The 19898-nt window shown below is 62.3% G+C and carries 19 protein-coding genes; 11 read left to right on the forward strand and 8 right to left on the reverse strand.

Going from position 1 to position 19898, the window contains the following annotated elements:
• Positions 1-16: 16 nt before the first annotated feature.
• On the forward strand, positions 17-739 hold the full coding sequence (gene mtgA / locus HX855_RS16895) for a monofunctional biosynthetic peptidoglycan transglycosylase (protein WP_177086881.1): 723 nt from the start codon (positions 17-19) through the stop codon (positions 737-739).
• A gap of 196 nt (positions 740-935) precedes the next feature.
• Here the strand turns inward: mtgA and rpoH are convergent, their stop codons facing one another.
• From rpoH to ftsY, 4 genes are all read right to left on the reverse strand, one after another.
• Positions 936-1790, reverse strand: a complete 855-nt coding sequence (gene rpoH / locus HX855_RS16900) for an RNA polymerase sigma factor RpoH (protein ID WP_003176698.1) — start codon at positions 1788-1790, stop codon at positions 936-938.
• A gap of 129 nt (positions 1791-1919) precedes the next feature.
• Positions 1920-2942: a permease-like cell division protein FtsX gene (ftsX, locus tag HX855_RS16905; RefSeq protein WP_177086879.1), complete on the reverse strand. Its 1023-nt coding sequence runs from the start codon at positions 2940-2942 to the stop codon at positions 1920-1922.
• The gene (ftsE, locus tag HX855_RS16910; RefSeq protein ID WP_003213784.1) at positions 2939-3610 is read right to left on the reverse strand and encodes a cell division ATP-binding protein FtsE; all 672 of its coding nucleotides are present in this window, start codon (positions 3608-3610) and stop codon (positions 2939-2941) included. The genes ftsX and ftsE overlap by 4 nt, the downstream gene beginning before the upstream one ends.
• Entirely contained in the window at positions 3607-5028 is a 1422-nt protein-coding gene (gene ftsY, locus HX855_RS16915; RefSeq protein ID WP_177086877.1) for a signal recognition particle-docking protein FtsY, read from the reverse strand. The genes ftsE and ftsY overlap by 4 nt, the downstream gene beginning before the upstream one ends.
• 232 nt (positions 5029-5260) lie before the next feature.
• On the opposite strand from ftsY, the gene HX855_RS16920 reads away from it, so the two are divergent.
• The 4 genes from HX855_RS16920 (at position 5261) to HX855_RS16935 (ending at position 9958) form a co-directional block, all read left to right on the forward strand.
• The gene (locus tag HX855_RS16920) at positions 5261-6616 is read left to right on the forward strand and encodes a pitrilysin family protein (RefSeq protein WP_177086875.1); all 1356 of its coding nucleotides are present in this window, start codon (positions 5261-5263) and stop codon (positions 6614-6616) included.
• Positions 6609-8099 carry a pitrilysin family protein gene (locus HX855_RS16925; protein WP_177086873.1) on the forward strand — a complete coding sequence of 497 codons (1491 nt, stop codon included), beginning with the start codon at positions 6609-6611 and terminating at the stop codon, positions 8097-8099. Before HX855_RS16920 ends, HX855_RS16925 begins: the two co-directional genes overlap by 8 nt.
• Positions 8099-8716 carry a 16S rRNA (guanine(966)-N(2))-methyltransferase RsmD gene (rsmD, locus tag HX855_RS16930; protein ID WP_177086871.1) on the forward strand — a complete coding sequence of 206 codons (618 nt, stop codon included), beginning with the start codon at positions 8099-8101 and terminating at the stop codon, positions 8714-8716. The genes HX855_RS16925 and rsmD overlap by 1 nt, the downstream gene beginning before the upstream one ends.
• A 246-nt stretch (positions 8717-8962) precedes the next feature.
• The gene (locus tag HX855_RS16935) at positions 8963-9958 is read left to right on the forward strand and encodes a hydrolase (protein ID WP_177086869.1); all 996 of its coding nucleotides are present in this window, start codon (positions 8963-8965) and stop codon (positions 9956-9958) included.
• Between the two features lie 120 nt (positions 9959-10078).
• Here the strand turns inward: HX855_RS16935 and HX855_RS16940 are convergent, their stop codons facing one another.
• Positions 10079-10933: a sulfurtransferase gene (locus HX855_RS16940; protein WP_177086867.1), complete on the reverse strand. Its 855-nt coding sequence runs from the start codon at positions 10931-10933 to the stop codon at positions 10079-10081.
• Between the two features lie 39 nt (positions 10934-10972).
• Positions 10973-11644 carry a TetR/AcrR family transcriptional regulator gene (locus tag HX855_RS16945; RefSeq protein WP_177086865.1) on the reverse strand — a complete coding sequence of 224 codons (672 nt, stop codon included), beginning with the start codon at positions 11642-11644 and terminating at the stop codon, positions 10973-10975.
• Positions 11645-11791: 147 nt separating this feature from the next.
• Between HX855_RS16945 and HX855_RS16950 the strand changes: the two genes are divergently transcribed.
• The 5 genes from HX855_RS16950 to HX855_RS16970 all read left to right on the forward strand — a co-directional run bounded on the left by HX855_RS16950 (position 11792) and on the right by HX855_RS16970 (position 16608).
• Positions 11792-13219, forward strand: a complete 1428-nt coding sequence (locus tag HX855_RS16950; RefSeq protein ID WP_177086863.1) for a coniferyl aldehyde dehydrogenase — start codon at positions 11792-11794, stop codon at positions 13217-13219.
• A 28-nt stretch (positions 13220-13247) separates the two neighbouring features.
• On the forward strand, positions 13248-13793 hold the full coding sequence (locus tag HX855_RS16955) for a twin-arginine translocation pathway signal protein (RefSeq protein WP_177086861.1): 546 nt from the start codon (positions 13248-13250) through the stop codon (positions 13791-13793).
• A 33-nt stretch (positions 13794-13826) separates the two neighbouring features.
• A complete protein-coding gene (locus HX855_RS16960; RefSeq protein WP_177086859.1) occupies positions 13827-15422 on the forward strand; it encodes a GMC family oxidoreductase in 1596 nt (531 codons plus the stop codon).
• A 114-nt stretch (positions 15423-15536) separates the two neighbouring features.
• Entirely contained in the window at positions 15537-16016 is a 480-nt protein-coding gene (gene coaD / locus HX855_RS16965) for a pantetheine-phosphate adenylyltransferase (protein WP_049711086.1), read from the forward strand.
• Positions 16017-16356: 340 nt separating this feature from the next.
• Complete coding sequence (locus HX855_RS16970; protein WP_003213796.1) at positions 16357-16608, forward strand: YfhL family 4Fe-4S dicluster ferredoxin; 252 nt, start codon at positions 16357-16359, stop codon at positions 16606-16608.
• A gap of 133 nt (positions 16609-16741) precedes the next feature.
• On the opposite strand, the gene mutM is transcribed toward HX855_RS16970, so the two are convergent.
• Both mutM and HX855_RS16980 read right to left on the reverse strand, forming a co-directional pair.
• A complete protein-coding gene (gene mutM, locus HX855_RS16975; RefSeq protein ID WP_076013010.1) occupies positions 16742-17554 on the reverse strand; it encodes a bifunctional DNA-formamidopyrimidine glycosylase/DNA-(apurinic or apyrimidinic site) lyase in 813 nt (270 codons plus the stop codon).
• A 21-nt stretch (positions 17555-17575) separates the two neighbouring features.
• Complete coding sequence (locus HX855_RS16980) at positions 17576-18388, reverse strand: HDOD domain-containing protein (protein ID WP_177087138.1); 813 nt, start codon at positions 18386-18388, stop codon at positions 17576-17578.
• A gap of 298 nt (positions 18389-18686) precedes the next feature.
• Here HX855_RS16980 and HX855_RS16985 point away from each other — a divergent pair, with 298 nt between their 5' ends.
• Complete coding sequence (locus HX855_RS16985; protein ID WP_015886370.1) at positions 18687-19883, forward strand: class I SAM-dependent rRNA methyltransferase; 1197 nt, start codon at positions 18687-18689, stop codon at positions 19881-19883.
• Positions 19884-19898: the final 15 nt, after the last annotated feature.

Below are 19898 nucleotides of genomic sequence, written 5' to 3' on the forward strand. Positions count from 1 at the left end.
CGGCCAAGCCATCTCTATGCTGCGTCTCCTCTTCAAGCGTTTTCTCAAAGTCCTCAAGTGGTTCGCCATCGCCAGTGTGTTGCTGGTGCTGCTGTTCCGTGTCGTGCCGCCACCGGGGACCATGCTGATGGTTGAGCGCAAGGTCGAATCCTGGGTCGACGGTGAACCGATTGACGTACAGCGCACGTGGGTGCCGTGGGACCAGATCTCCGACGAACTGAAAGTGGCGGTGATGGCGGGCGAAGATCAGCGCTTCCCGCAACATTGGGGTTTTGACTTCGGTGCGATCCAGGCGGCGTTGCTGCATAACGAACGCGGCGGCTCGATTCGCGGCGCCAGCACCTTGAGCCAGCAGGTGTCGAAAAACCTGTTTCTGTGGACCGGCCGCAGCTATTTCCGCAAAGGCCTCGAAGCCTGGTTTACCGGGTTGATCGAGATTTTCTGGCCCAAGCAGCGAATTCTTGAGGTGTACCTCAATAGCGTGGAATGGGATGACGGCGTGTTTGGCGCAGAAGCGGCGGCGCGGCATCATTTTGGGGTGAGCGCCAAGGCACTGACCCGCCAGCAGGCCAGCTACCTGGCGGCGGTGCTGCCTAATCCGCGGGTGTGGAGTGCCAGCCATCCAACGTCGTATGTCGCGCGACGGGCCGCCTGGATTCGGCAGCAGATGAGTCAGTTGGGTGGCGATAGCTACCTGAATGAGCTGAACACCTCACGCAAAGCTCCCTGGTCCGACTGACACAACACAAAAACAAATGTGGGAGCGGGCTTGCCTGCAATAGCGGTGTGTCAGCCTGCAAATGTGTAGGCTGGCAGGCCCTCATCGCAGGCAAGCCAGCTCCCACAGTGGGCTGAGTTGAATTCGAATGGTGTGAACACAAACAAAAATGCCCCAATCTCTCGATCGGGGCATTTTTTTGTCACTTCGCAGCTGTTCAGGCAGCGATCGACAGTTTCAGCTTGTTCATCGCACTCTTCTCGAGCTGACGAATCCGCTCGGCCGACACGTTGTACTTCTGCGCCAGGTCGTGCAGCGTGGCTTTTTCTTCCGCCAACCAGCGTTGGTAGAGGATGTCACGGCTGCGGTCGTCCAGCACTTCCAGCGCTTCGTGCAGGTTGTGGTTGGAGTTGTCGCTCCAGTCGGCGTCTTCCAGTTGACGCGCCGGGTCGTACCGGTGGTCTTCCAGGTAGTTGGCCGGCGATTGGAAGGCGCTGTCGTCGTCCGCTTCGGCGGCCGGGTCGAAGGCCATGTCATGGCCGGTCAGGCGACTTTCCATCTCGCGCACTTCACGTGGCTCAACGCCGAGGCTTTCGGCCACGCGATGCACTTCTTCATTGTTCAGCCACGCCAGGCGTTTCTTCTGGCTGCGCAGGTTGAAGAACAGTTTGCGCTGGGCCTTGGTGGTCGCGACTTTCACGATGCGCCAGTTGCGCAGGATGAACTCGTGGATTTCCGCCTTGATCCAGTGCACGGCAAACGACACCAGGCGCACACCCATTTCCGGGTTGAAGCGCTTTACAGCCTTCATCAGGCCCACGTTGCCTTCCTGAATCAGGTCAGCCTGGGCCAGGCCGTAGCCGGAATAGCTACGGGCGATATGTACGACAAAACGCAGGTGGGCGAGCACCATCTGCCGAGCCGCCCCCAAATCCTGCTCATAGTAGAGACTCTCGGCCAGTTCACGCTCCTGCTCGGGCGTCAGCAATGGAATGCTGTTGACCGTGTGCACATACGCCTCCAGGTTCGCACCCGGGACCAGAGCATAAGCAGGTTGCAAAGAAGTGGTCATACGAAAAAACCTCCGACTCACATAACTCGTGCAGTTCAGCACTGCGAAAATTGACCGGGAACCGTAGGACAAGTTCCCTAAACCACTGATACGGTCAATACAAACGAAACCACATTACCCAGGCATTAACTACTTCGGTGCCAGCTCACGTAAATGCCGTGCGACCGCAATCCAAGCACCGATATACCCCAAGAGCACTGCGCCAAGCAACAATGACAGACCATCGGCTGCCGGTACGCCGGCGAGGGCAAAATCACTGCCGTACAAGCCGGCGAGCCCCACTACCGCGTCGTTCAGCCAATTCAGGCCAAATGCCAGCACGCCCCAGGACAGAATCCCCGCACCGAAGCCATAAAGCGCGCCCATGTACAGAAAAGGACGACGCACATAGCTGTCGGTGCCGCCGACGAGTTTAATCACTTCTATCTCGGTGCGGCGGTTTTCAATATGAAGACGAATGGTATTGCCTATCACCAAAAGTAATGCAGACACCAACAACACCGTCAGGCCGAACACAAACCGGTCGCCCAGCTTGAGAATCGCCGCCAAACGCTCGACCCAGACCAGGTCAAGTTGCGCCTGTTGGACCTTGGGCAGCTCTGCGAGTTTTTGCCGCAGAGCTTCCAGGGTCGTCTTGTCGACTTCATCCGGCGTCACCAACACCACGCCCGGCAGCGGGTTTTGCGGCAACTCCTTGAGTGCCTCGCCCAGGCCCGACTGTTGCTGGAACTCTTCCAGGGCTTGATCGCGGCTGATGTACTCAGCCTCGGCCACACCCGGAAGACCTTTGATCTCGTCGCGCAGCGCTTCGCCGTCTTTGGCGCTGGCATCCAGGTCCAGGTACAGGGAAATCTGCGCCGCCCGCTGCCATGAGCCGCCCAGGCGCTCCACATTATTAAGCAGCAGCGACAACCCCATCGGCAGGCTCAAGGCCACGGCCATCACCAGGCAGGTAAAGAAGCTGCCGATCGGCTGCTTGCCCAGGCGGCGCAGGCTGTCGACCAGGCTCGCACGGTGGCTTTCAATCCAGGCGTGCACCTGGGTGCTGAAATCGGGGCCGTCGTCTTCGTCGCGTTTTTTCTTCTGTGGCTGCGGATCGGCCGGTTTTGGCGCAACGCGCTCGGAAACCTTCGGGCTGCGTGTCGCACTCATACCCCAGCCTCCCCGTCACCGATCAGGCGGCCGCGTTGCAGGGTGAGCATGCGGTGGCGCATGCGGGCGATCAACGCCAGGTCGTGACTGGCGATCAGCACGCTGGTGCCCAGGCGGTTGATGTCTTCGAACACGCCCATGATTTCTGCGGCCAGGCGCGGGTCGAGGTTACCGGTGGGTTCGTCCGCCAGCAGCAAGGCCGGGCGGTGCACGATGGCGCGGGCGATGCCGACGCGCTGTTGCTGGCCGGTGGACAGGTCGCCGGGGTAGAGGTCGGTCTTGTCCGACAGCGCAACGCGCTCCAGGGCCGAATCCACACGTTTGACGATTTCGGCCTTGGACAGCCCGAGGATCTGCAGCGGCAAGGCGATGTTGTTGAACACCGTGCGGTCGAACAGCAACTGGTGATTCTGGAACACCACGCCGATCTGCCGGCGCAGGAATGGAATCTGCGCGTTGCTGATGGTGGCCAGGTCCTGGCCCGCCAACAGCAATTTGCCAGTGGTTGGGCGTTCCATGGCCAGCAGCAGGCGCAACAAGGTACTTTTACCGGCGCCCGAATGGCCGGTGACAAACAAGAATTCGCCGCGACGCACCCGGAAACTCAGCTCATGCAAGCCGACATGCCCGTTGGCGTAGCGTTTACCGACCTGTTCGAAACGAATCATGAACGCTCCCGCTCGGCAAACAGTGCCTGTACAAAGGGTTCGGCTTCAAAAGTGCGCAGGTCGTCGATGCCTTCACCGACGCCGATGTAACGAATCGGCAACCCGAACTGCTTGGCCAGGGCGAAGATCACACCGCCCTTGGCCGTGCCGTCGAGCTTAGTCAATGCCAGGCCGGTCAGCTGGACCGTCTGGTGGAATTGTTTGGCCTGGCTGATGGCGTTCTGGCCGGTACCGGCGTCCAGCACCAGCAGCACCTCGTGAGGCGCATCGGCGTCGAGCTTGCCGATCACGCGGCGGACCTTCTTCAGCTCTTCCATCAGGTTGTCTTTGGTGTGCAGGCGACCGGCGGTATCGGCGATCAGCACGTCGATGTTGCGCGCCTTGGCGGCCTGTACCGCATCAAAGATCACCGAGGCCGAATCGGCGCCGGTGTGCTGGGCGATGACCGGGATCTTGTTGCGCTCGCCCCACACCTGCAATTGCTCCACGGCGGCGGCGCGGAAGGTGTCACCGGCGGCGAGCATGACTTTCTTGCCTTCCAGTTGCAGCTTCTTGGCCAGCTTGCCGATGGTGGTGGTCTTGCCGGCGCCGTTGACGCCCACCACCAGAATCACGAATGGCTTGTTCTGCGTATTGATCACCAGCGGCGCTTCCACTGGCTTGAGCATGTTCGCCAACTCGGCCTGCAGCGACTTGTAGAGCGCATCGGCGTCGGTCAGCTGCTTGCGCGCGACCTTCTGGGTCAGGCTCTGGATGATCACGGCGGTGGCTTCCACACCCACGTCGGCGGTCAGCAGGCGGGTTTCGATGTCTTCCAGAAGCTCGTCATCGATGGTCTTCTTGCCGAGGAACAGGCTGGCCATGCCTTCGCCGATGCTGGCGCTGGTCTTGCTCAGGCCTTGCTTGAGGCGGGCAAAGAAGCCGGTCTTGCTGGTTTCGGCGGGCGCGGCAGGTTCTTCGATGACCGCTGGCGCGGCGACCACAACCGGCACAGGCTCGGCGACCACCGGCGCGGGCGCTTCAACCACCGGCGGCGCTGCAACCACAACGGCCACCGGCTCCGCGACGGCCGGAATCGGCGGCGTCACGTGCTCGGCTTGCTCGTCTTCAACCAGTGCCACGGGCTCTTCGGCCACCGGCAACACCAACCACGGCTCGGGCGCAGGTTCTGGTTCTGGCTCCGGCTCGGGTTCAGCCTCAACCACCGGCTGCAACACCGGCTCGGCCATCGGCAACACCACCGGGGCCGGCATCTCGGCAACCGGTTCGGCTTCTACTAAGGATTCGGGGATCGGTTCTGCTTGAACCTGCGGCTGTTCGACGACGGTTTCCTGCGGCTTTTTGCGCAGCCATCCGAACAGGCCTTTCTTCTCGCCAGCCGCAGCTGGGGTCTTCTTGTCGTCGTTGGAACCAAACATGGAGACGGCTATCTCAAGGTAGCGACGCGCCAGGGGGCGCGTCGGTAAATAAAATTCGATGCGTAACAGACTGTTTTTTAGCCAGCTCGTTCATGCGCAACATTTTGTAAGGCCTAAATAGGGCCTCAACAAGACAGCCGTAGTGGCCGTCCCTAGGTCGGATCAGTATCCTAGCACCTCCTCGCCCGCCGACGCTAAGACCAAGCGGGCAGCTCAACAGGTTTAAAAACGAATGAATGCTCTAGCCCGCCGCGCCGCAGGCCTGCTGCTCAGCACAGTTTGTCTGCCCCTTTCAGCTTTGGCTGCCGACCCACAACCCACCCACGAATTCACCCTGGACAACGGCCTCAAGGTCGTCGTGCGCGAAGACCATCGCGCCCCGGTGGTGGTTTCCCAGGTCTGGTACAAGGTAGGTTCGAGCTACGAAACCCCGGGCCAGACCGGTTTGTCCCACGCCCTGGAACACATGATGTTCAAGGGCAGCGCCAAAGTCGGCCCCGGCGAAGCCTCGTTGATCCTGCGGGACCTGGGCGCCGAGGAAAACGCCTTCACCAGTGACGACTACACCGCCTACTACCAAGTGCTGGCCCGCGACCGCCTGGGCGTCGCCTTCGAGCTGGAAGCCGACCGCATGGCCAGTCTGCGCCTGCCGGCCGACGAGTTCAGCCGCGAGATCGAGGTGATCAAGGAAGAGCGCCGCATGCGCACCGACGACAACCCGATGTCCAAGGCCTACGAGCGCTTCAAGGCCATGGCGTACCCGGCCAGCGGCTACCACACGCCGACCATCGGCTGGATGGCCGACCTGGACCGCATGAAGGTAGAAGAGCTGCGCCACTGGTACCAATCCTGGTACGTGCCGAACAATGCCACGCTGGTGGTGGTGGGCGACGTGACCCCGGATGAAGTCAAAACCCTGGCCCAACGCTACTTCGGCCCGATTCCCAAGCGCGACGTGCCACCGGCGAAAATCCCGCTGGAACTCGCCGAGCCCGGCGAACGCCTGCTGACCCTGCATGTGCAGACCCAACTGCCCAGCGTGATCCTCGGTTTCAACGTGCCAAGCCTCGCCACCGCTGAAGACAAGCGCTCGGTCAACGCCCTGCGCCTGATCTCGGCCCTGCTGGACGGCGGCTACAGCGCGCGCATCGCAACGCAGCTGGAGCGCGGTGAAGAGCTGGTGTCCGGCGGCTCGTCGAGCTACGACGCCTATACCCGTGGCGACAGCCTGTTCACCCTGACCGCCACACCGAACCTGCAGAAGAAAAAGACCGTGGCCCAGGCTGAAGCCGGCCTGTGGCGCCTGCTGGATGAACTGAAGGCCAAGCCACCCAGCGCTGACGAGCTGGAGCGGATTCGCGCCCAGGTCATCGCCGGCGTGGTTTACCAGCGCGACTCGATCACCAGCCAGGCCACAGCCATCGGCTCCCTGGAGACCGTCGGCCTGTCCTGGAAGCTGATGGACACTGAGCTGGCCGAGCTGCAAAGCGTCACCGCCGAAGACATCCAGAAAGCTGCACGCACCTATTTCACCCGCGAACGTCTCAGCGTCGCCCATGTTTTGCCTGAGGAGACCGCTCATGAGTGAACGTAAAAACAACCGCCTGGTGCTGCCTGGCCTGGTCGTGGTCACTTTGGCTGCGGCGTGCGTGGTGTATTTCCTGCGTCCCGGCGAGTCCGTTGCCAGCCAGGCGCTGGAGCAGGCCAAGTCGGCCAACACACTGCAGTCCCTGGCGGAGCTGGACGGCAAGGCGCCGACCAACCGCAAGCTCGACGTGCAAACCTGGACCACCGCCGAAGGCGCCAAGGTGCTGTTCGTCGAAGCCCATGAGTTGCCGATGTTCGACATGCGCATCCTGTTTGCCGCCGGCAGCAGCCAGGACGGCAACACCCCGGGCCTGGCGCTGTTGACCAACGCCATGCTCAATGAAGGCGTGCCGGGCAAGGATGTCAGCCAGATTGCCGCCGGTTTCGACGGCCTGGGGGCTGATTTCAACAATGGCGCTTACCGCGACATGGCGCTGGTGTCCCTGCGCAGCCTGAGCGCCAGCGACAAGCGTGATGCGGCCCTCGCGCTGTTTGACGACGTGATCGGCAAGCCGACCTTCCCGGCCGACTCCCTGGCACGCATCAAGAACCAATTGCTGGCGGGCTTCGAGTACCAGAAGCAGAACCCCGGCAAACTGGCGAGCATCGAGCTGTTCAAACAGCTCTATGGCGATCACCCTTACGCGCACCCAAGCGAAGGCAACGCCCAGAGCGTGCCGAAGGTCACCCTCGCGCAGTTGAAGGACTTCCACGCCAAGGCCTATGCCGCCGGCAACGCCGTGATTTCTGTCGTCGGCGACCTGACCCGCGCCGAAGCCGAAGCCATGACCGCCAAGGTTTCCGCGTCCCTGCCTAAAGGCCCGGCGCTGGCGAAGATCGCCCAACCGGTGGAGCCGAAGGCTGGCACTACGCATATTGAGTTCCCGTCCAAGCAGACAACCCTGCTGCTGGCGCAACTGGGCATCGACCGTGCCGACCCGGACTACGCCGCGCTGTCTCTGGGCAACCAGATCCTCGGCGGCGGTGGCTTCGGTACCCGCTTGATGAGCGAAGTGCGCGAGAAACGCGGCCTGGCCTACGGCGTATACTCCGGCTTCTCGCCGATGCAGGTACGCGGCCCGTTCATGATCAACCTGCAAACCCGTGCCGAAATGAGCGCCGGTACGCTGCGACTGGTGCAGGACGTGCTCGCCGACTACCTGAAGACCGGCCCGACACAAAAAGAACTCGACGACGCCAAGCGCGAACTGGCTGGCAGCTTCCCGCTGTCCACCGCGAGCAATGCCGATATCGTCGGGCAGCTGGGCGCCATGGGTTTCTACAACCTGCCGCTGAGCTACCTGGAAGATTTCATGAAACAATCCCAGGCGCTGACCGTTGATCAGGTCAAAGCTGCTTTGAACAAACATTTGAGTGCCGACAAAATGGTCATCGTGACCGCCGGCCCGACGATTGCGCAAAAGCCACTACCGCCCCCCACAGATAAACCCGCCGAGCAACCGCTCGGGGTTCCGGAGCATTAATGGCCCGTCCATCCCGTCCCAAAAAACCTGTCCACAACGTTCACAACGGTGTGGGCCAACTGCGCATCATCGGCGGAGAGTGGGGCAGCCGTAAGCTGAGCTTCCCCGACGTCGTGGGCCTGCGCCCGACGCCAGACCGGGTGCGTGAAACCCTGTTCAACTGGCTCGCGCCGTACATCGCCGGGGCCAAGGTGCTGGACCCGTTCGCGGGCAGCGGCGCGCTGTTCCTGGAGTCCCTGTCCCGGGGCGCCGCGCTGGGCCAGGCACTGGATGCCAGCAACGTGGCGGTTGCCAGCCTCAAGGAACACCTGGGCACCCTGCGGTGCACCACCGGGCAAGTACAGACTGCTGACGCGCTGCGCTACCTGGAAACCCAGGAAGCGCGGGAGTTTGACGTGGTGTTCCTTGATCCGCCGTTTAACCAGAACCTGCTGCCGACTGTGTGTGCACTGCTGGAAGAGCGTCAGTGGCTGGCGCCGGACGCCTGGATCTACACTGAAAGCGAAACCGCACCGTCCACGCTCGGCCTGCCGGGCACCTGGCGCCTGCACCGGGAGCAGAAATCCGGGCGGGTGTATTACGCGTTGTGGCAACGTACGACGTCGGGCGCCGCATAAACACCTGAACTTGCTTAGCCCAATGTGGTGAGGGAGCTTGCTGTGGCGAGGGAGCTTGCTCCCGCTGGGCTGCGCAGCAGCCCCAAAGCAGGCGATGGTGTTTCCTGAGAGATTGAGGGGTTAGCGTTTAGGGCCGCTTCGCAGCCCAGCGGGAGCAAGCTCCCTCGCCACAGCAAGCTCCTCACCACAGCAAGCTCCCTCGCCACAGGTTGCTCACCCGCCCAGCCACACGCCGCGAGAACCATCGTGTCAAAAACGCCCGACCGCTTCACCCCCGCCTTCGGCCTCGGCAATCCGCACCTGCAAACGCTGTGGGGGCCGCTGTGGCGCAAAACCACCCACATCGAACGCCAACGCGAACGCCTGTGGCTGGCCGACGGCGACTTTCTCGACCTCGACTGGCATGGGCCCCATGACGCGCAAACGCCGCTGGTGCTGGTACTGCACGGCCTGACCGGCTCGTCCAACTCGCCCTACGTGGCCGGCCTGCAAAAAGCCCTGGCGGCTCAAGGCTGGGCCAGCGTGGCCTTGAACTGGCGCGGCTGCTCCGGCGAACCCAACCTGCTTGCCCGCAGCTACCATTCCGGCGCCAGTGAAGACCTGGCCGAAACCATCGCTCACTTGCGGGCCAAGCGCCCGCTGGCGCCGCTGTATGCGGTGGGTTACTCACTGGGCGGCAATGTGCTGCTCAAGCACCTGGGTGAAACCGGCGACGCCTCGGGGCTGCAAGGCGCGGCAGCAGTGTCGGTGCCGTTTCGCCTGGACCAGTGTGCCGATCGCATCGGCCTGGGCTTTTCACGGGTTTACCAGAAGCATTTCATGCGCGAAATGCTGGCCTATATCCGGGTCAAACAAAGCCGGTTTGTAAAGGATGGCCGCGAGGCGGGCCTGAAAACCCTGGCCGACCTGGGCTCGCTGGAGAAGATGCGCACGTTCTGGGACTTTGACGGCCGGGTCACCGCGCCGCTGCACGGGTTCCTCAATGCCGAGGACTATTACCGCCGAGCCTCCAGCCGCTATTACCTGGGGGCCATTCGTACACCGACGCTGATCATCCAGGCGGCGGACGACCCCTTCGTGTTCGCCCACAGCCTGCCCGAGGCCAGCGAACTGTCGGATTGCACCGCGTTCGAATTGCTGGCCAAGGGCGGGCATGTCGGGTTTGTGGAGGGGTCACTGAAGCAGCCGGGTTACTACCTGGAGCGCCGCATTCCCGCCTGGTTGCTGGCACAACACGGATAAAAATGTGGGAGCGGGCTTGCTCGCGAAGGCGGTGTGTCAGCCAATCTATCTGCGACTGACACACCGCCTTCGCGAGCAAGCCCGCTCCCACACTGTGGATCAGACCGGGCCAGGTAGACCTCAGTCGCCGGTTGCCACTTCCCGCTTTGGATCAGTGATCCACTCGCTCCACGACCCCGCGTACAACTTGCCCAACGGGTAACCCGCCAGGCACAGCGCAAACAGGTTGTGGCAGGCGGTCACGCCCGAGCCGCAGTACGCCACCAGTTCATCCGGCGAGCGGTCTTGCAGCTTGGCGGCGAAGCGTTGCTTAAGCTGGTCCGCCGGCAGGAAACGACCGTCGCTGCCCAGGTTTTCATTGAACGCCGCACATTGCGCCCCCGGGATATGCCCGGCCACCGGGTCAATCGGCTCCACGTCCCCGCGAAAACGCGGCTGGGCGCGGGCGTCAATCAGGGTCAGGCCGGGCTGGCCGAGGCGTTTTTGCAGGTGCTCGGCGTCCAGTTGCAGGTGGTTGTCCGGAGTACCGCTGAAGGTACCGGGCTCGATCACCGGGCCATCCAGGCTCAGGGGAAAACCCGCCGCGTGCCAGGCTTTCAGCCCGCCATCGAGGATGAAAACCCCGTCGCGCTTGCCCAGCCACGCCAGCAACCACCATGCGCGGGCGGCGTAGGCACCGGGGCCGTCGTCATACAGAACGATATCGCTGTCGGCGTTCACGCCCCAGGCCCGCAGCTGCTGGATAAACGCATCTGCCGCCGGCAGTGGATGACGACCGGTCACCCCCTTGGTCACCGGCCCGCTGAGGTGGCGTTCCAGATCAGCGTACTGCGCCCCTTCGATATGCCCTTCGGCGTAGCTGCACAGCCCGTAGTCCGGGTCTTCCAGGGCAAATCGGCAATCAAGGATCACCAGCCCGCCGGCCTTCTGGCGCTCGGCCAGTTGCTGGGGGCTGATCAGTTGGGCAAGCGGCATGACTGACTCCTGTGGCGACGTTAGCGTTCGGGAAACATCCTACTTCACTTCTTCCAGCGCCTGATTCAACGGCACGTAAAACTCTTTGAACAGTGCATCCACCGCGTCCTTGGCCTGGGGGGTGATAAACCCGGCTTCCAGCACCAGCACCTGGTACACACCGCGCTTGATCGCCTCGGCGCTCAGGTGGGTGGACTTTTCATTGGTGGTGCACAGGAACCGCACCCACGAGGTGAGGATGATCCAGGCGTTCAGGGTCAGGGCCTCGGTTTGCACCGGGTCCATGTTCAGGATGCCGGCATCGACAAACCCCTGGTAAATGGCCGCGCCCTGAATCAGGCAGCGCTGGGAAAACCGCCGGTAGCCGGTGGCCAGTTCCGGGTCGCTTTCCAGCAGGTGTTCAAGGTCTCGGTGCAGAAAGCGGTAGCGCCACATGCCGGCGAGCACCGCCTGCAGGTAGAAGCGCTTGTCTTCGACGGTGACCGAGCGGCCCTGGGGCGGGCGCAGGAAGCTGTCCACCAACGCTTCGTACTCACGAAACAGCACGGCGATAATCGCCTGCTTGTTGGGGAAGTGGTAGTACAGGTTGCCCGGGGAAATTTCCATGTGGGCAGCGATATGGTTGGTGCTGACACTGCGCTCGCCCTGCTGGTTAAACAGCTCCAGGCTGGTTTGCACAATGCGCTCGCTGGTCTTTACTCGTGGTGCCATGGGAAATCAACTTCTAGACCCGTGATGGCGGCATCTTACGGACTATCCTTGTCCGGATAAATCGGTACGTTCGTGCAATGTTATTTGACAATTTAGAGCAATGACTCTAAAAACTGAAGCATTCCAATAACAATCGGGAACTTCGCCATGTCTGCCAACGTTGCCTACCTGCAAGATTCCCAGGCGCTGGACCAGCTCCAGGACCTGTTCGACGCTCAACGCCAGGCCTATGCGGCCAATCCGATGCCGCCGGCCGCCCAGCGCCAGCAATGGCTCAAGGCCCTGCGTGACCTGCTGAGCGATGAGCGCCAGGCGCTGATCAACGCCATCAGCCGTGATTTCAGCCACCGCAGCGCCGATGAAACCCTGTTCGCCGAATTGATGCCCAGCCTGCACGGCATTCACTACGCCAGCAAACACCTCAAGGGCTGGATGAAACCCTCCCGTCGCGCCGTAGGCATCGCCTTCCAGCCCGCGTCGGCCAAGGTCATCTATCAACCGTTGGGCGTGGTCGGGGTGATCGTGCCCTGGAACTACCCGTTGTACCTGGCCATTGGTCCGCTGGTGGGCGCGTTGGCGGCGGGCAACCGAGTGATGCTCAAGCTCAGTGAGTCCACGCCCGCCACCGGCGAATTGCTCAAGGCGTTGCTGGCGAAGATCTTCCCTGAAGACCTGGTGTGCGTGGTGCTCGGCGAAGCAGAAGTCGGCATGGCGTTCTCCAAGCTGCGCTTCGATCACCTGCTGTTCACCGGCGCCACCAGCATCGGCAAGCACGTGATGCGCGCAGCGGCCGAGCACCTGACGCCAGTGACCCTGGAATTGGGCGGCAAATCCCCGGCGATTGTGTCCGCCGATGTGCCCCTGAAAGACGCCGCCGAACGCATCGCCTTCGGCAAGGCCCTGAATGCCGGGCAAACCTGTGTGGCGCCAGACTACGTGCTGGTGCCGGAAGACCGTGTCGACGGTTTCGTCGAGGCCTACAGCAAGGCGGTTCGCGGGTTCTATCCGACCCTGGCCGCCAACCCGGACTACACCGCGATCATCAACGAACGACAGCTGGCCCGGCTCAACGGCTACGTCAAAGACGCCACCGACAAGGGCGCCACCCTGATCCCGCTGTACGACCAGGGCCAGGAACGGCGCATGGCCCACAGCCTGCTGCTGAATGTCAGCGACGACATGACCGTGATGCAGGACGAAATCTTCGGCCCAGTGCTGCCGATCGTGCCCTATCGCGGCCTCGACCAGGCCTTCGCCTACATCAATCAACGCCCTCGCCCACTGGCGCTGTATTACTTCGGCTACAACAAGGCCGAACAGAATCGCGTACTGCACGAGACCCACTCCGGCGGCGTGTGCCTGAACGACACCCTGCTGCACGTGGCCCAGGACGACATGCCCTTCGGCGGCATCGGCCCGTCCGGCATGGGCCATTACCACGGCCATGAGGGTTTTCTCACCTTCAGCAAGGCCAAGGGGGTGCTGATCAAGCAGCGCCTGAACGCAGCCAAGCTGATTTACCCGCCCTACGGCAAATCCATCCAGAAGTTGATCCAGAAGCTGTTCGTCCGCTAACAACCCCATCACCGGGATAACAATAAGAATGAACCCTAGCCTGACTGAATCACCCGCGCTGTCACGGCGCGGCGTACTGAAAATCGGCCTGTGCGCCAGCGCCTTCCTGGCCACCGCCGGGCTGGGCGCCAGCCTCAGCGGCTGCTCCAGCAGCACCCCGGCCAGCGGCTTTGCGATGTTGCGCAGCAGTGACCTGCCGTTTTTGCGGGCGGTGATCCCGGTGCTGCTGGAGGGCGCAGCCAGCGCCGAGGCGGTGGTGGCGGGTATCGACGACACCCTGAAAAAGCTCGATTTCAGCCTGCAACACCTGTCGCCCGAGATGTTCAAGCTGACCCAGCAACTGTTCGACGTGTTGGGCATGGCCGTCACCCGCGGGCCGCTGACCGGGGTGTGGGGCAGTTGGGAGAACGCCAGCGCCGAGCAAATACGCAACTTCCTGCACCGCTGGGAAAACAGCTACCTGAACCTGCTGCGCATGGGCCAGGGCTCGTTGCTCAAGCTGGTGATCATGGCCTGGTACTTCCGCCCTGAGTCCTGGGCGCATTGCGGTTACCCCGGCCCCCCGAAAATCTGATCTGCATCCCTATAAAAACAAGAGAAGACCCTGATGCCCGTACCTGATCTGTTCCGCGATGGCATGGCCCGCGGCTGGAAAACCCACAATGGCGCCGCCCTCGACCAGGACCTGACCCTGGAAGCCGACGTCGCGATCATCGGCAGCGGCGCCGGCGGCGGCACCACCGCCGAGATCCTCAGCGCCGCCGGCTACAAGGTGCTGCTGATCGAAGAAGGCCCGTTGAAAACCAGCAACGACTTCAAGCTGCTGGAGGACGAGGCCTACGCCAACCTCTACCAGGAAGGCATCGGCCGCATGAGCAAGGACGGCGCCATCACCATCCTGCAAGGCCGTGCCGTTGGTGGCTCCACGCTGATCAATTGGACCTCCAGCTTCCGCACCCCGGACCCGACCCTCGCCCACTGGGCCAGCGAGTACGCAGTGAAGGGCCACAGCAGCGCCGAGATGGCGCCCTGGTTCGAAAAAATGGAACAGCGCCTGGGCATCGCGCCCTGGGCCATGCCACCGAATGCCAACAACGACGTGATCCGCAAAGGCTGCGAAAAGCTCGGCTACAGCTGGCACGTGATCCCGCGCAACGTGCGTGGGTGTTTCAACCTGGGGTATTGCGGCATGGGCTGCCCGGTCAACGCCAAGCAATCGATGTTGGTGACGACCATCCCGTCCACCCTGGAGAAAGGCGGCGAGTTGTTGTACCTGGCCCGCGCCGAACGCCTGAAATTCAGCGGTGACACCATCACCAGCCTCGAATGCGTGGCCATGGATCAATATTGTGTGGCCCCCACCGGGCGCAAAATCACGGTGAAAGCCAAGCACTACGTGCTGGCTGGCGGCGGCATCAACAGCCCGGCGCTGCTGCTTCGCTCCGACGCGCCCGACCCCCACTCACGCCTGGGCAAGCGCACCTTTCTGCACTTGGTGAATTTTTCCGCCGGGCTGTTCGACGAGGTGATCAACCCGTTCTACGGAGCGCCGCAGTCGATCTATTCCGACCACTTCCAATGGCAGGACGGCACCACCGGCAAAATGTCCTACAAGCTCGAAGTGCCACCGCTGCATCCGGGCCTGGCCAGCACCTTGCTCGGCGGTTACGGCACGCAGAACGCGCTGGACATGGGCCAACTGCCCAAGACCCACGCCATGCTTGCGCTGTTGCGGGACGGTTTCCACCCCGACAGCCCGGGCGGCAGCGTCGAATTGCGTGGCGATGGCACCCCGGTGCTCGACTATCAGGTTTCACCCTACGCCTGGGACGGCCTGCGCCGGGCGTTTCACAGCATGGCGGAGATTCAGTTTGCCGGTGGCGCCAAGTCGGTGATGCCGCTGCACGGGGATGCGCGCTACGTGAACACCCTGGCCGAAGCCCGCAGCATGATTGACGGTTTGAACCTGGAATTGCACCGCACGCGGCTCGGCAGTGCTCATGTGATGGGCGGTTGTGCCATGGGTGAAGAAGCGAAAAACGCCGTGGCGGACAGCCTCGGGCGGCATCACCAACTGCGCAACCTGTCGATTCACGATGGCTCGTTGTTCCCCACCAGCATTGGGGCAAACCCGCAGTTATCGGTGTATGGATTGACGGCGCAACTGGCGACGGCGCTGGCCGATCGTCTGAAAACGGGATGAAAAACCGGGGTATTCGCGGTGTCTATAGTGCTTTCTTCTGAATATGGCGACTTGGCCCACCGGTAATGCTGCGATACCATCCGGTTCCCCAACGGACTCCGCCAGGACGACGCGATGAACCGAGTGTTGTACCCAGGTACCTTCGACCCAATCACCAAGGGCCATGGCGATCTGGTCGAACGCGCCTCGCGCTTGTTCGACCATGTGATTATCGCGGTCGCTGCCAGCCCCAAGAAAAACCCGCTGTTTCCCCTGGAACAGCGCGTGGAGCTGGCCCGTGAGGTCACCAAGCATCTGCCCAACGTTGAAGTGGTCGGCTTTGCCACGCTGCTGGCGCACTTTGCCAAGGAACAGAACGCCAACGTATTCCTGCGCGGCCTGCGGGCGGTGTCAGACTTCGAATACGAATTCCAGCTGGCCAATATGAACCGCCAACTGGCGCCGGACGTGGAAAGCCTGTTTCTTACGCCGTCGGAGCGTTATTCGTTCATTTCTTCGACGCTGGTGCGGGAAATCGCCGCGCTGGGCGGGGATATCACCAAGTTTGTGCACCCGGCAGTGGCGGATGCCCTAACCCTGCGATTCAAGAAATAACTGCGGCCTATGGGCTTGTTGTGGCGAGGGGCTTGTCTGTGGCGAGGGGGCTTGTCCCCCGTTGGGCTGCGAAGCAGCCCCAATAAAAACGCCGCGTAGTATCAGGTAAAACCCGATCGCCTGGTTTGGGGCAGCTTCGCAGCCCAACGGGGGACAAGCCCCCTCGCCACAGACAAGCCCCCTGACCACAGACAAGCCCCCTGACCACAGACTCCCCCCTGACCACAGCCCCTGACCACAGCCCCTCGCCACAGCCCCCTCGCCACAGGGGCGCCAATGCGGCACAATTGCGCGCATTAGTTTTCAGATGCCTTGGCTGACAGCCCTGGCAGGAGTTTCCATGTCCCTGATCATCACCGACGATTGCATCAACTGCGACGTCTGCGAACCCGAGTGCCCGAACGCTGCCATTTCCCAGGGTGAAGAGATCTACGTGATCGACCCCAACCTGTGCACCCAGTGTGTCGGCCACTACGACGAACCCCAGTGCCAGCAGGTCTGCCCGGTGGATTGCATCCCGCTGGACGAGGCTCATCCGGAGACGGAAGAGCAGCTGATGGAGAAGTACCGGTTGATTACCGGCAAAGCCTAAGTCCCTTGGCGCTTCATTAGGCCCCTTCGCGAGCAAGCCCGCTCCCACATTCGACTGCATTCCAAAGGTGGAACTCGATCGAATGTGGGAGCGGGCTTGCTCGCGAAGACGCCATCAGCACCACCACACCTTGTCAGCTCTGACATTTCGGGCAAAACACACTTGCCCGCTGCCCCAGCGTCACACTGCGCAATTCGGTCCCACAGACCTTGCACGCCTCGCCGCCCCGGCCATAGACGAACAATTCCTGCTGGAAATACCCCGGCTGCCCGTCGCCGCCGATAAAGTCCCGCAGCGTGGTGCCGCCGCGTTCGATCGCCGCCGCCAGGATGCGTTTAATCTCGATCGCCAGCTTCAAATAACGCCCACGGGAAATGCCCTTGGCTTCCCGACGCGGATCAATTCCGGCGGCGAACAGTGCTTCCGTCGCGTAGATATTGCCCACGCCCACCACCACCGCGTTGTCCATGATGAACGGCTTCACCGCCATCGACCGCCCGCGGGACAGCTGGAACAGCCGCTCGCCGTCAAACAGGTCGGTCAACGGCTCCGGCCCCAGGCGAATCAGCAGCTCATGGTTCAGCGGGTCGAGGCTCCACAGCATCGCACCAAAGCGCCGTGGGTCGGTGTAGCGCAGGGCCAGGCCCGACTCCAGCTCGATGTCCACGTGCTCATGCTTGGCCGCCGGGCTTCCGGCCTCCACCAGCCGCAGGTTGCCCGACATGCCCAAGTGGCTGATCAAGGTGCCGACTTCGGCATTGATCAACAAATACTTGGCCCGCCGCTCCACCAGCACAATGCGTTGCCCGGACAACCGCACATCAAGGTCTTCCGGGATCGGCCAGCGCAGGCGCCGTTCACGCACCACCACACGGCTGACCCGCTGGCCTTCCAGGTGCGGCGCAATACCGCGCCGGGTGGTTTCGACTTCGGGTAACTCGGGCATGTGTACCTCGTGGAGAAAGGGTCAGTGCGCGCCCAGCTCGCGGATCGACAACTTCAAACTCTCGAAGTCGTAGTCCGACAGGCCGATGTGGTCCAGCACCAGCGGGCCGATGGCATTCCACTCATGGTCATCCGCCTGGTTGCCCAGCACGCGGTAGGACGCGCAGATGTGCTCGGCCATTTTCAGGATCGCCAGCAGGTTTTTCAGCTGCGGCTTGTGGTTGGCGTCGTCGCTGAAAATCGCCAGGGCGTTGTGGTGATTGGCGATGGCGTCGGTCACATGCTCCGGCAGGCGCCAGGATTTGGCGGTGTAGTACCCCACCACGGCATGGTTGGTGTTGAACGCGCGGTTTTCGGTGTCGACCACACGGCATTCAGGGCCGGCGCTGGCGTAGGCCTCTTCCAGCACGCTCATGTAGTTCGGGAAACGCTTGAGCATCAACGGCACGCCGCAATCGTGGAACAGCCCCAATGCGTAGGCTTCATCGACCGCCTGGCTGCCGGTGCGCTTGGCCAGGGCCAGACAGGTCATGGCCACGTCCTGGGCGGTGTCCCAGAAACGGTTGAGGGTGACGATGGTGTCATCGCTCATCTCGCCCTTGATCGACTGCGCGTTGATCAGGTTGACGATGGAGCGGCTGCCCAACAGGTTCACCGCGCGCTGGATCGAGACAATCTTGTTGCTCAACCCGTAATACGGCGAGTTGACGATCTTCAGCAGCGAGCCGGAAAGGCCCGGGTCCTGGGCGATCAGCCGGGCAATCACTTCCAGGTCCGGGTCGGGCATGTACTGCTCCATCTGCAAATCCACCATGATTTGCGGTTGGGGCGGCACGCTGATGCCTTGCAGGCTCTGTTGGATCTGTTCGGCGGATAGCTCTTGGGACATAGGGGGCACACTCTGGACTAGGCGGCGATTCTAACCTTTATCAAGATCTGACCGACACCTCAAAAACCGGATTGAAACCGGATCAAATGTGGGAGCGGGCTGGCTCGCGAAAGCGCAGGATCCGTCAATACATTCAGTGACTGACCCACCGCCTTCGCGAGCAAGCCCGCTCCCGCATGTCCGGCGGCGCCGCCAAGTCCTACACAACACGGTATACTCCCGCTCTTTTTTCCGGAGCGACGTCATGTCCCTGCCAAGCCTGCGTCTCAAAGCCAACGCCGATCGTCGTTTGCGCAACGGCCACCTGTGGGTCTACAGCAACGAAATCGACGTGGCCGCCACACCTCTTCACGGCTTCCAGGCAGGCGACCAGGCGATCCTGGAAGCCGCCGGCGGCAAGACCCTCGGCATCGTGGCCATGAGCCCGAACAACCTCATCTGCGCCCGCTTGCTGTCCCGCGACATCAAGCTGCCGTTGGACAAGTCGCTGCTGGTGCACCGCCTCAACGTGGCCCTGTCCCTGCGCGACCGCCTGTTCGACAAGCCGTTCTACCGCCTGGTGTACGGCGACTCCGACCTGTTGCCGGGCCTGGTGGTCGACCGTTTCGGCGACATCCTGGTGGTGCAGATCGCTTCGGCGACCATGGAAGCCCACAAGGAAGACGTGATCGCCGCGCTGACCCAAGTGCTCAAGCCAAGCGGCATCCTGTTCAAGAATGACTCCGCTGCCCGTGATGCCGAAGGCCTCAACCGCTACGTCGAAACCGTGTTCGGCCTGGTGCCGGAGTGGGTTGCCCTGGAAGAAAACGGCGTGAAGTTCGAAGCCCCGGTGATCCAGGGTCAGAAAACCGGCTGGTTCTACGACCACCGCATGAACCGCGCCCGCCTGGCCCCGTATGCCAAAGGCAAACGCGTACTCGATCTGTACAGCTACATCGGCGGCTGGGGCGTGCAAGCCGCTGCGTTCGGCGCCAGTGAAGTGTTCTGCGTCGACGCCTCCGCCTTCGCCCTCGACGGTGTCGAGCGCAACGCGGCCCTGAACGGCGTTGCCGAGAAGATGACCTGCATCGAAGGCGACGTGTTCGAAGCCCTCAAAGAGCTGAAAGCCAGCGAAGAGCGTTTCGACGTGATCGTGGCCGACCCGCCGGCCTTCATCAAGCGCAAGAAAGACATGAAGAACGGCGAAGGCGCCTACCGCCGCCTGAACGAGCAAGCCATGCGCCTGCTCAGCAAGGACGGCATCCTGGTCAGCGCTTCGTGCTCCATGCACCTGCCGGAAGATGACCTGCAAAACATCCTGCTGACCAGCGCCCGTCACCTGGACCGCAATATCCAGATGCTGGAACGCGGCGGCCAGGGCCCGGATCACCCGGTGCACCCGGCGATTGTCGAGACCCGGTATATCAAGAGCATTACGTGCCGGTTGTTGCCCAATAGCTGACACACCGACCGGTTT

This window comes from Pseudomonas sp. IPO3778, assembly GCF_013386825.1.
Taxonomy (GTDB): Bacteria; Pseudomonadota; Gammaproteobacteria; order Pseudomonadales; family Pseudomonadaceae; genus Aquipseudomonas.

Bases quoted from the DNA above. Each gene is read 5' to 3' on its own strand.
- HX855_RS16970 (WP_003213796.1), top strand. From the start codon at position 16,357: ATGTCCCTGATCATCACCGACGATTGCATCAACTGCGACGTCTGCGAA.
- ftsY (WP_177086877.1), bottom strand. From the start codon at position 5,028: ATGTTTGGTTCCAACGACGACAAGAAGACCCCAGCTGCGGCTGGCGAG.
- HX855_RS16945 (WP_177086865.1), bottom strand. From the start codon at position 11,644: ATGGCACCACGAGTAAAGACCAGCGAGCGCATTGTGCAAACCAGCCTG.
- ftsE (WP_003213784.1), bottom strand. From the start codon at position 3,610: ATGATTCGTTTCGAACAGGTCGGTAAACGCTACGCCAACGGGCATGTC.
- HX855_RS16940 (WP_177086867.1), bottom strand. From the start codon at position 10,933: ATGCCGCTTGCCCAACTGATCAGCCCCCAGCAACTGGCCGAGCGCCAG.
- mutM (WP_076013010.1), bottom strand. From the start codon at position 17,554: ATGCCCGAGTTACCCGAAGTCGAAACCACCCGGCGCGGTATTGCGCCG.
- HX855_RS16955 (WP_177086861.1), top strand. From the start codon at position 13,248: ATGAACCCTAGCCTGACTGAATCACCCGCGCTGTCACGGCGCGGCGTA.
- HX855_RS16960 (WP_177086859.1), top strand. From the start codon at position 13,827: ATGCCCGTACCTGATCTGTTCCGCGATGGCATGGCCCGCGGCTGGAAA.
- rsmD (WP_177086871.1), top strand. From the start codon at position 8,099: ATGGCCCGTCCATCCCGTCCCAAAAAACCTGTCCACAACGTTCACAAC.
- ftsX (WP_177086879.1), bottom strand. From the start codon at position 2,942: ATGAGTGCGACACGCAGCCCGAAGGTTTCCGAGCGCGTTGCGCCAAAA.
- HX855_RS16985 (WP_015886370.1), top strand. From the start codon at position 18,687: ATGTCCCTGCCAAGCCTGCGTCTCAAAGCCAACGCCGATCGTCGTTTG.
- coaD (WP_049711086.1), top strand. From the start codon at position 15,537: ATGAACCGAGTGTTGTACCCAGGTACCTTCGACCCAATCACCAAGGGC.
- rpoH (WP_003176698.1), bottom strand. From the start codon at position 1,790: ATGACCACTTCTTTGCAACCTGCTTATGCTCTGGTCCCGGGTGCGAAC.
- mtgA (WP_177086881.1), top strand. From the start codon at position 17: ATGCTGCGTCTCCTCTTCAAGCGTTTTCTCAAAGTCCTCAAGTGGTTC.
- HX855_RS16920 (WP_177086875.1), top strand. From the start codon at position 5,261: ATGAATGCTCTAGCCCGCCGCGCCGCAGGCCTGCTGCTCAGCACAGTT.
- HX855_RS16925 (WP_177086873.1), top strand. From the start codon at position 6,609: ATGAGTGAACGTAAAAACAACCGCCTGGTGCTGCCTGGCCTGGTCGTG.
- HX855_RS16950 (WP_177086863.1), top strand. From the start codon at position 11,792: ATGTCTGCCAACGTTGCCTACCTGCAAGATTCCCAGGCGCTGGACCAG.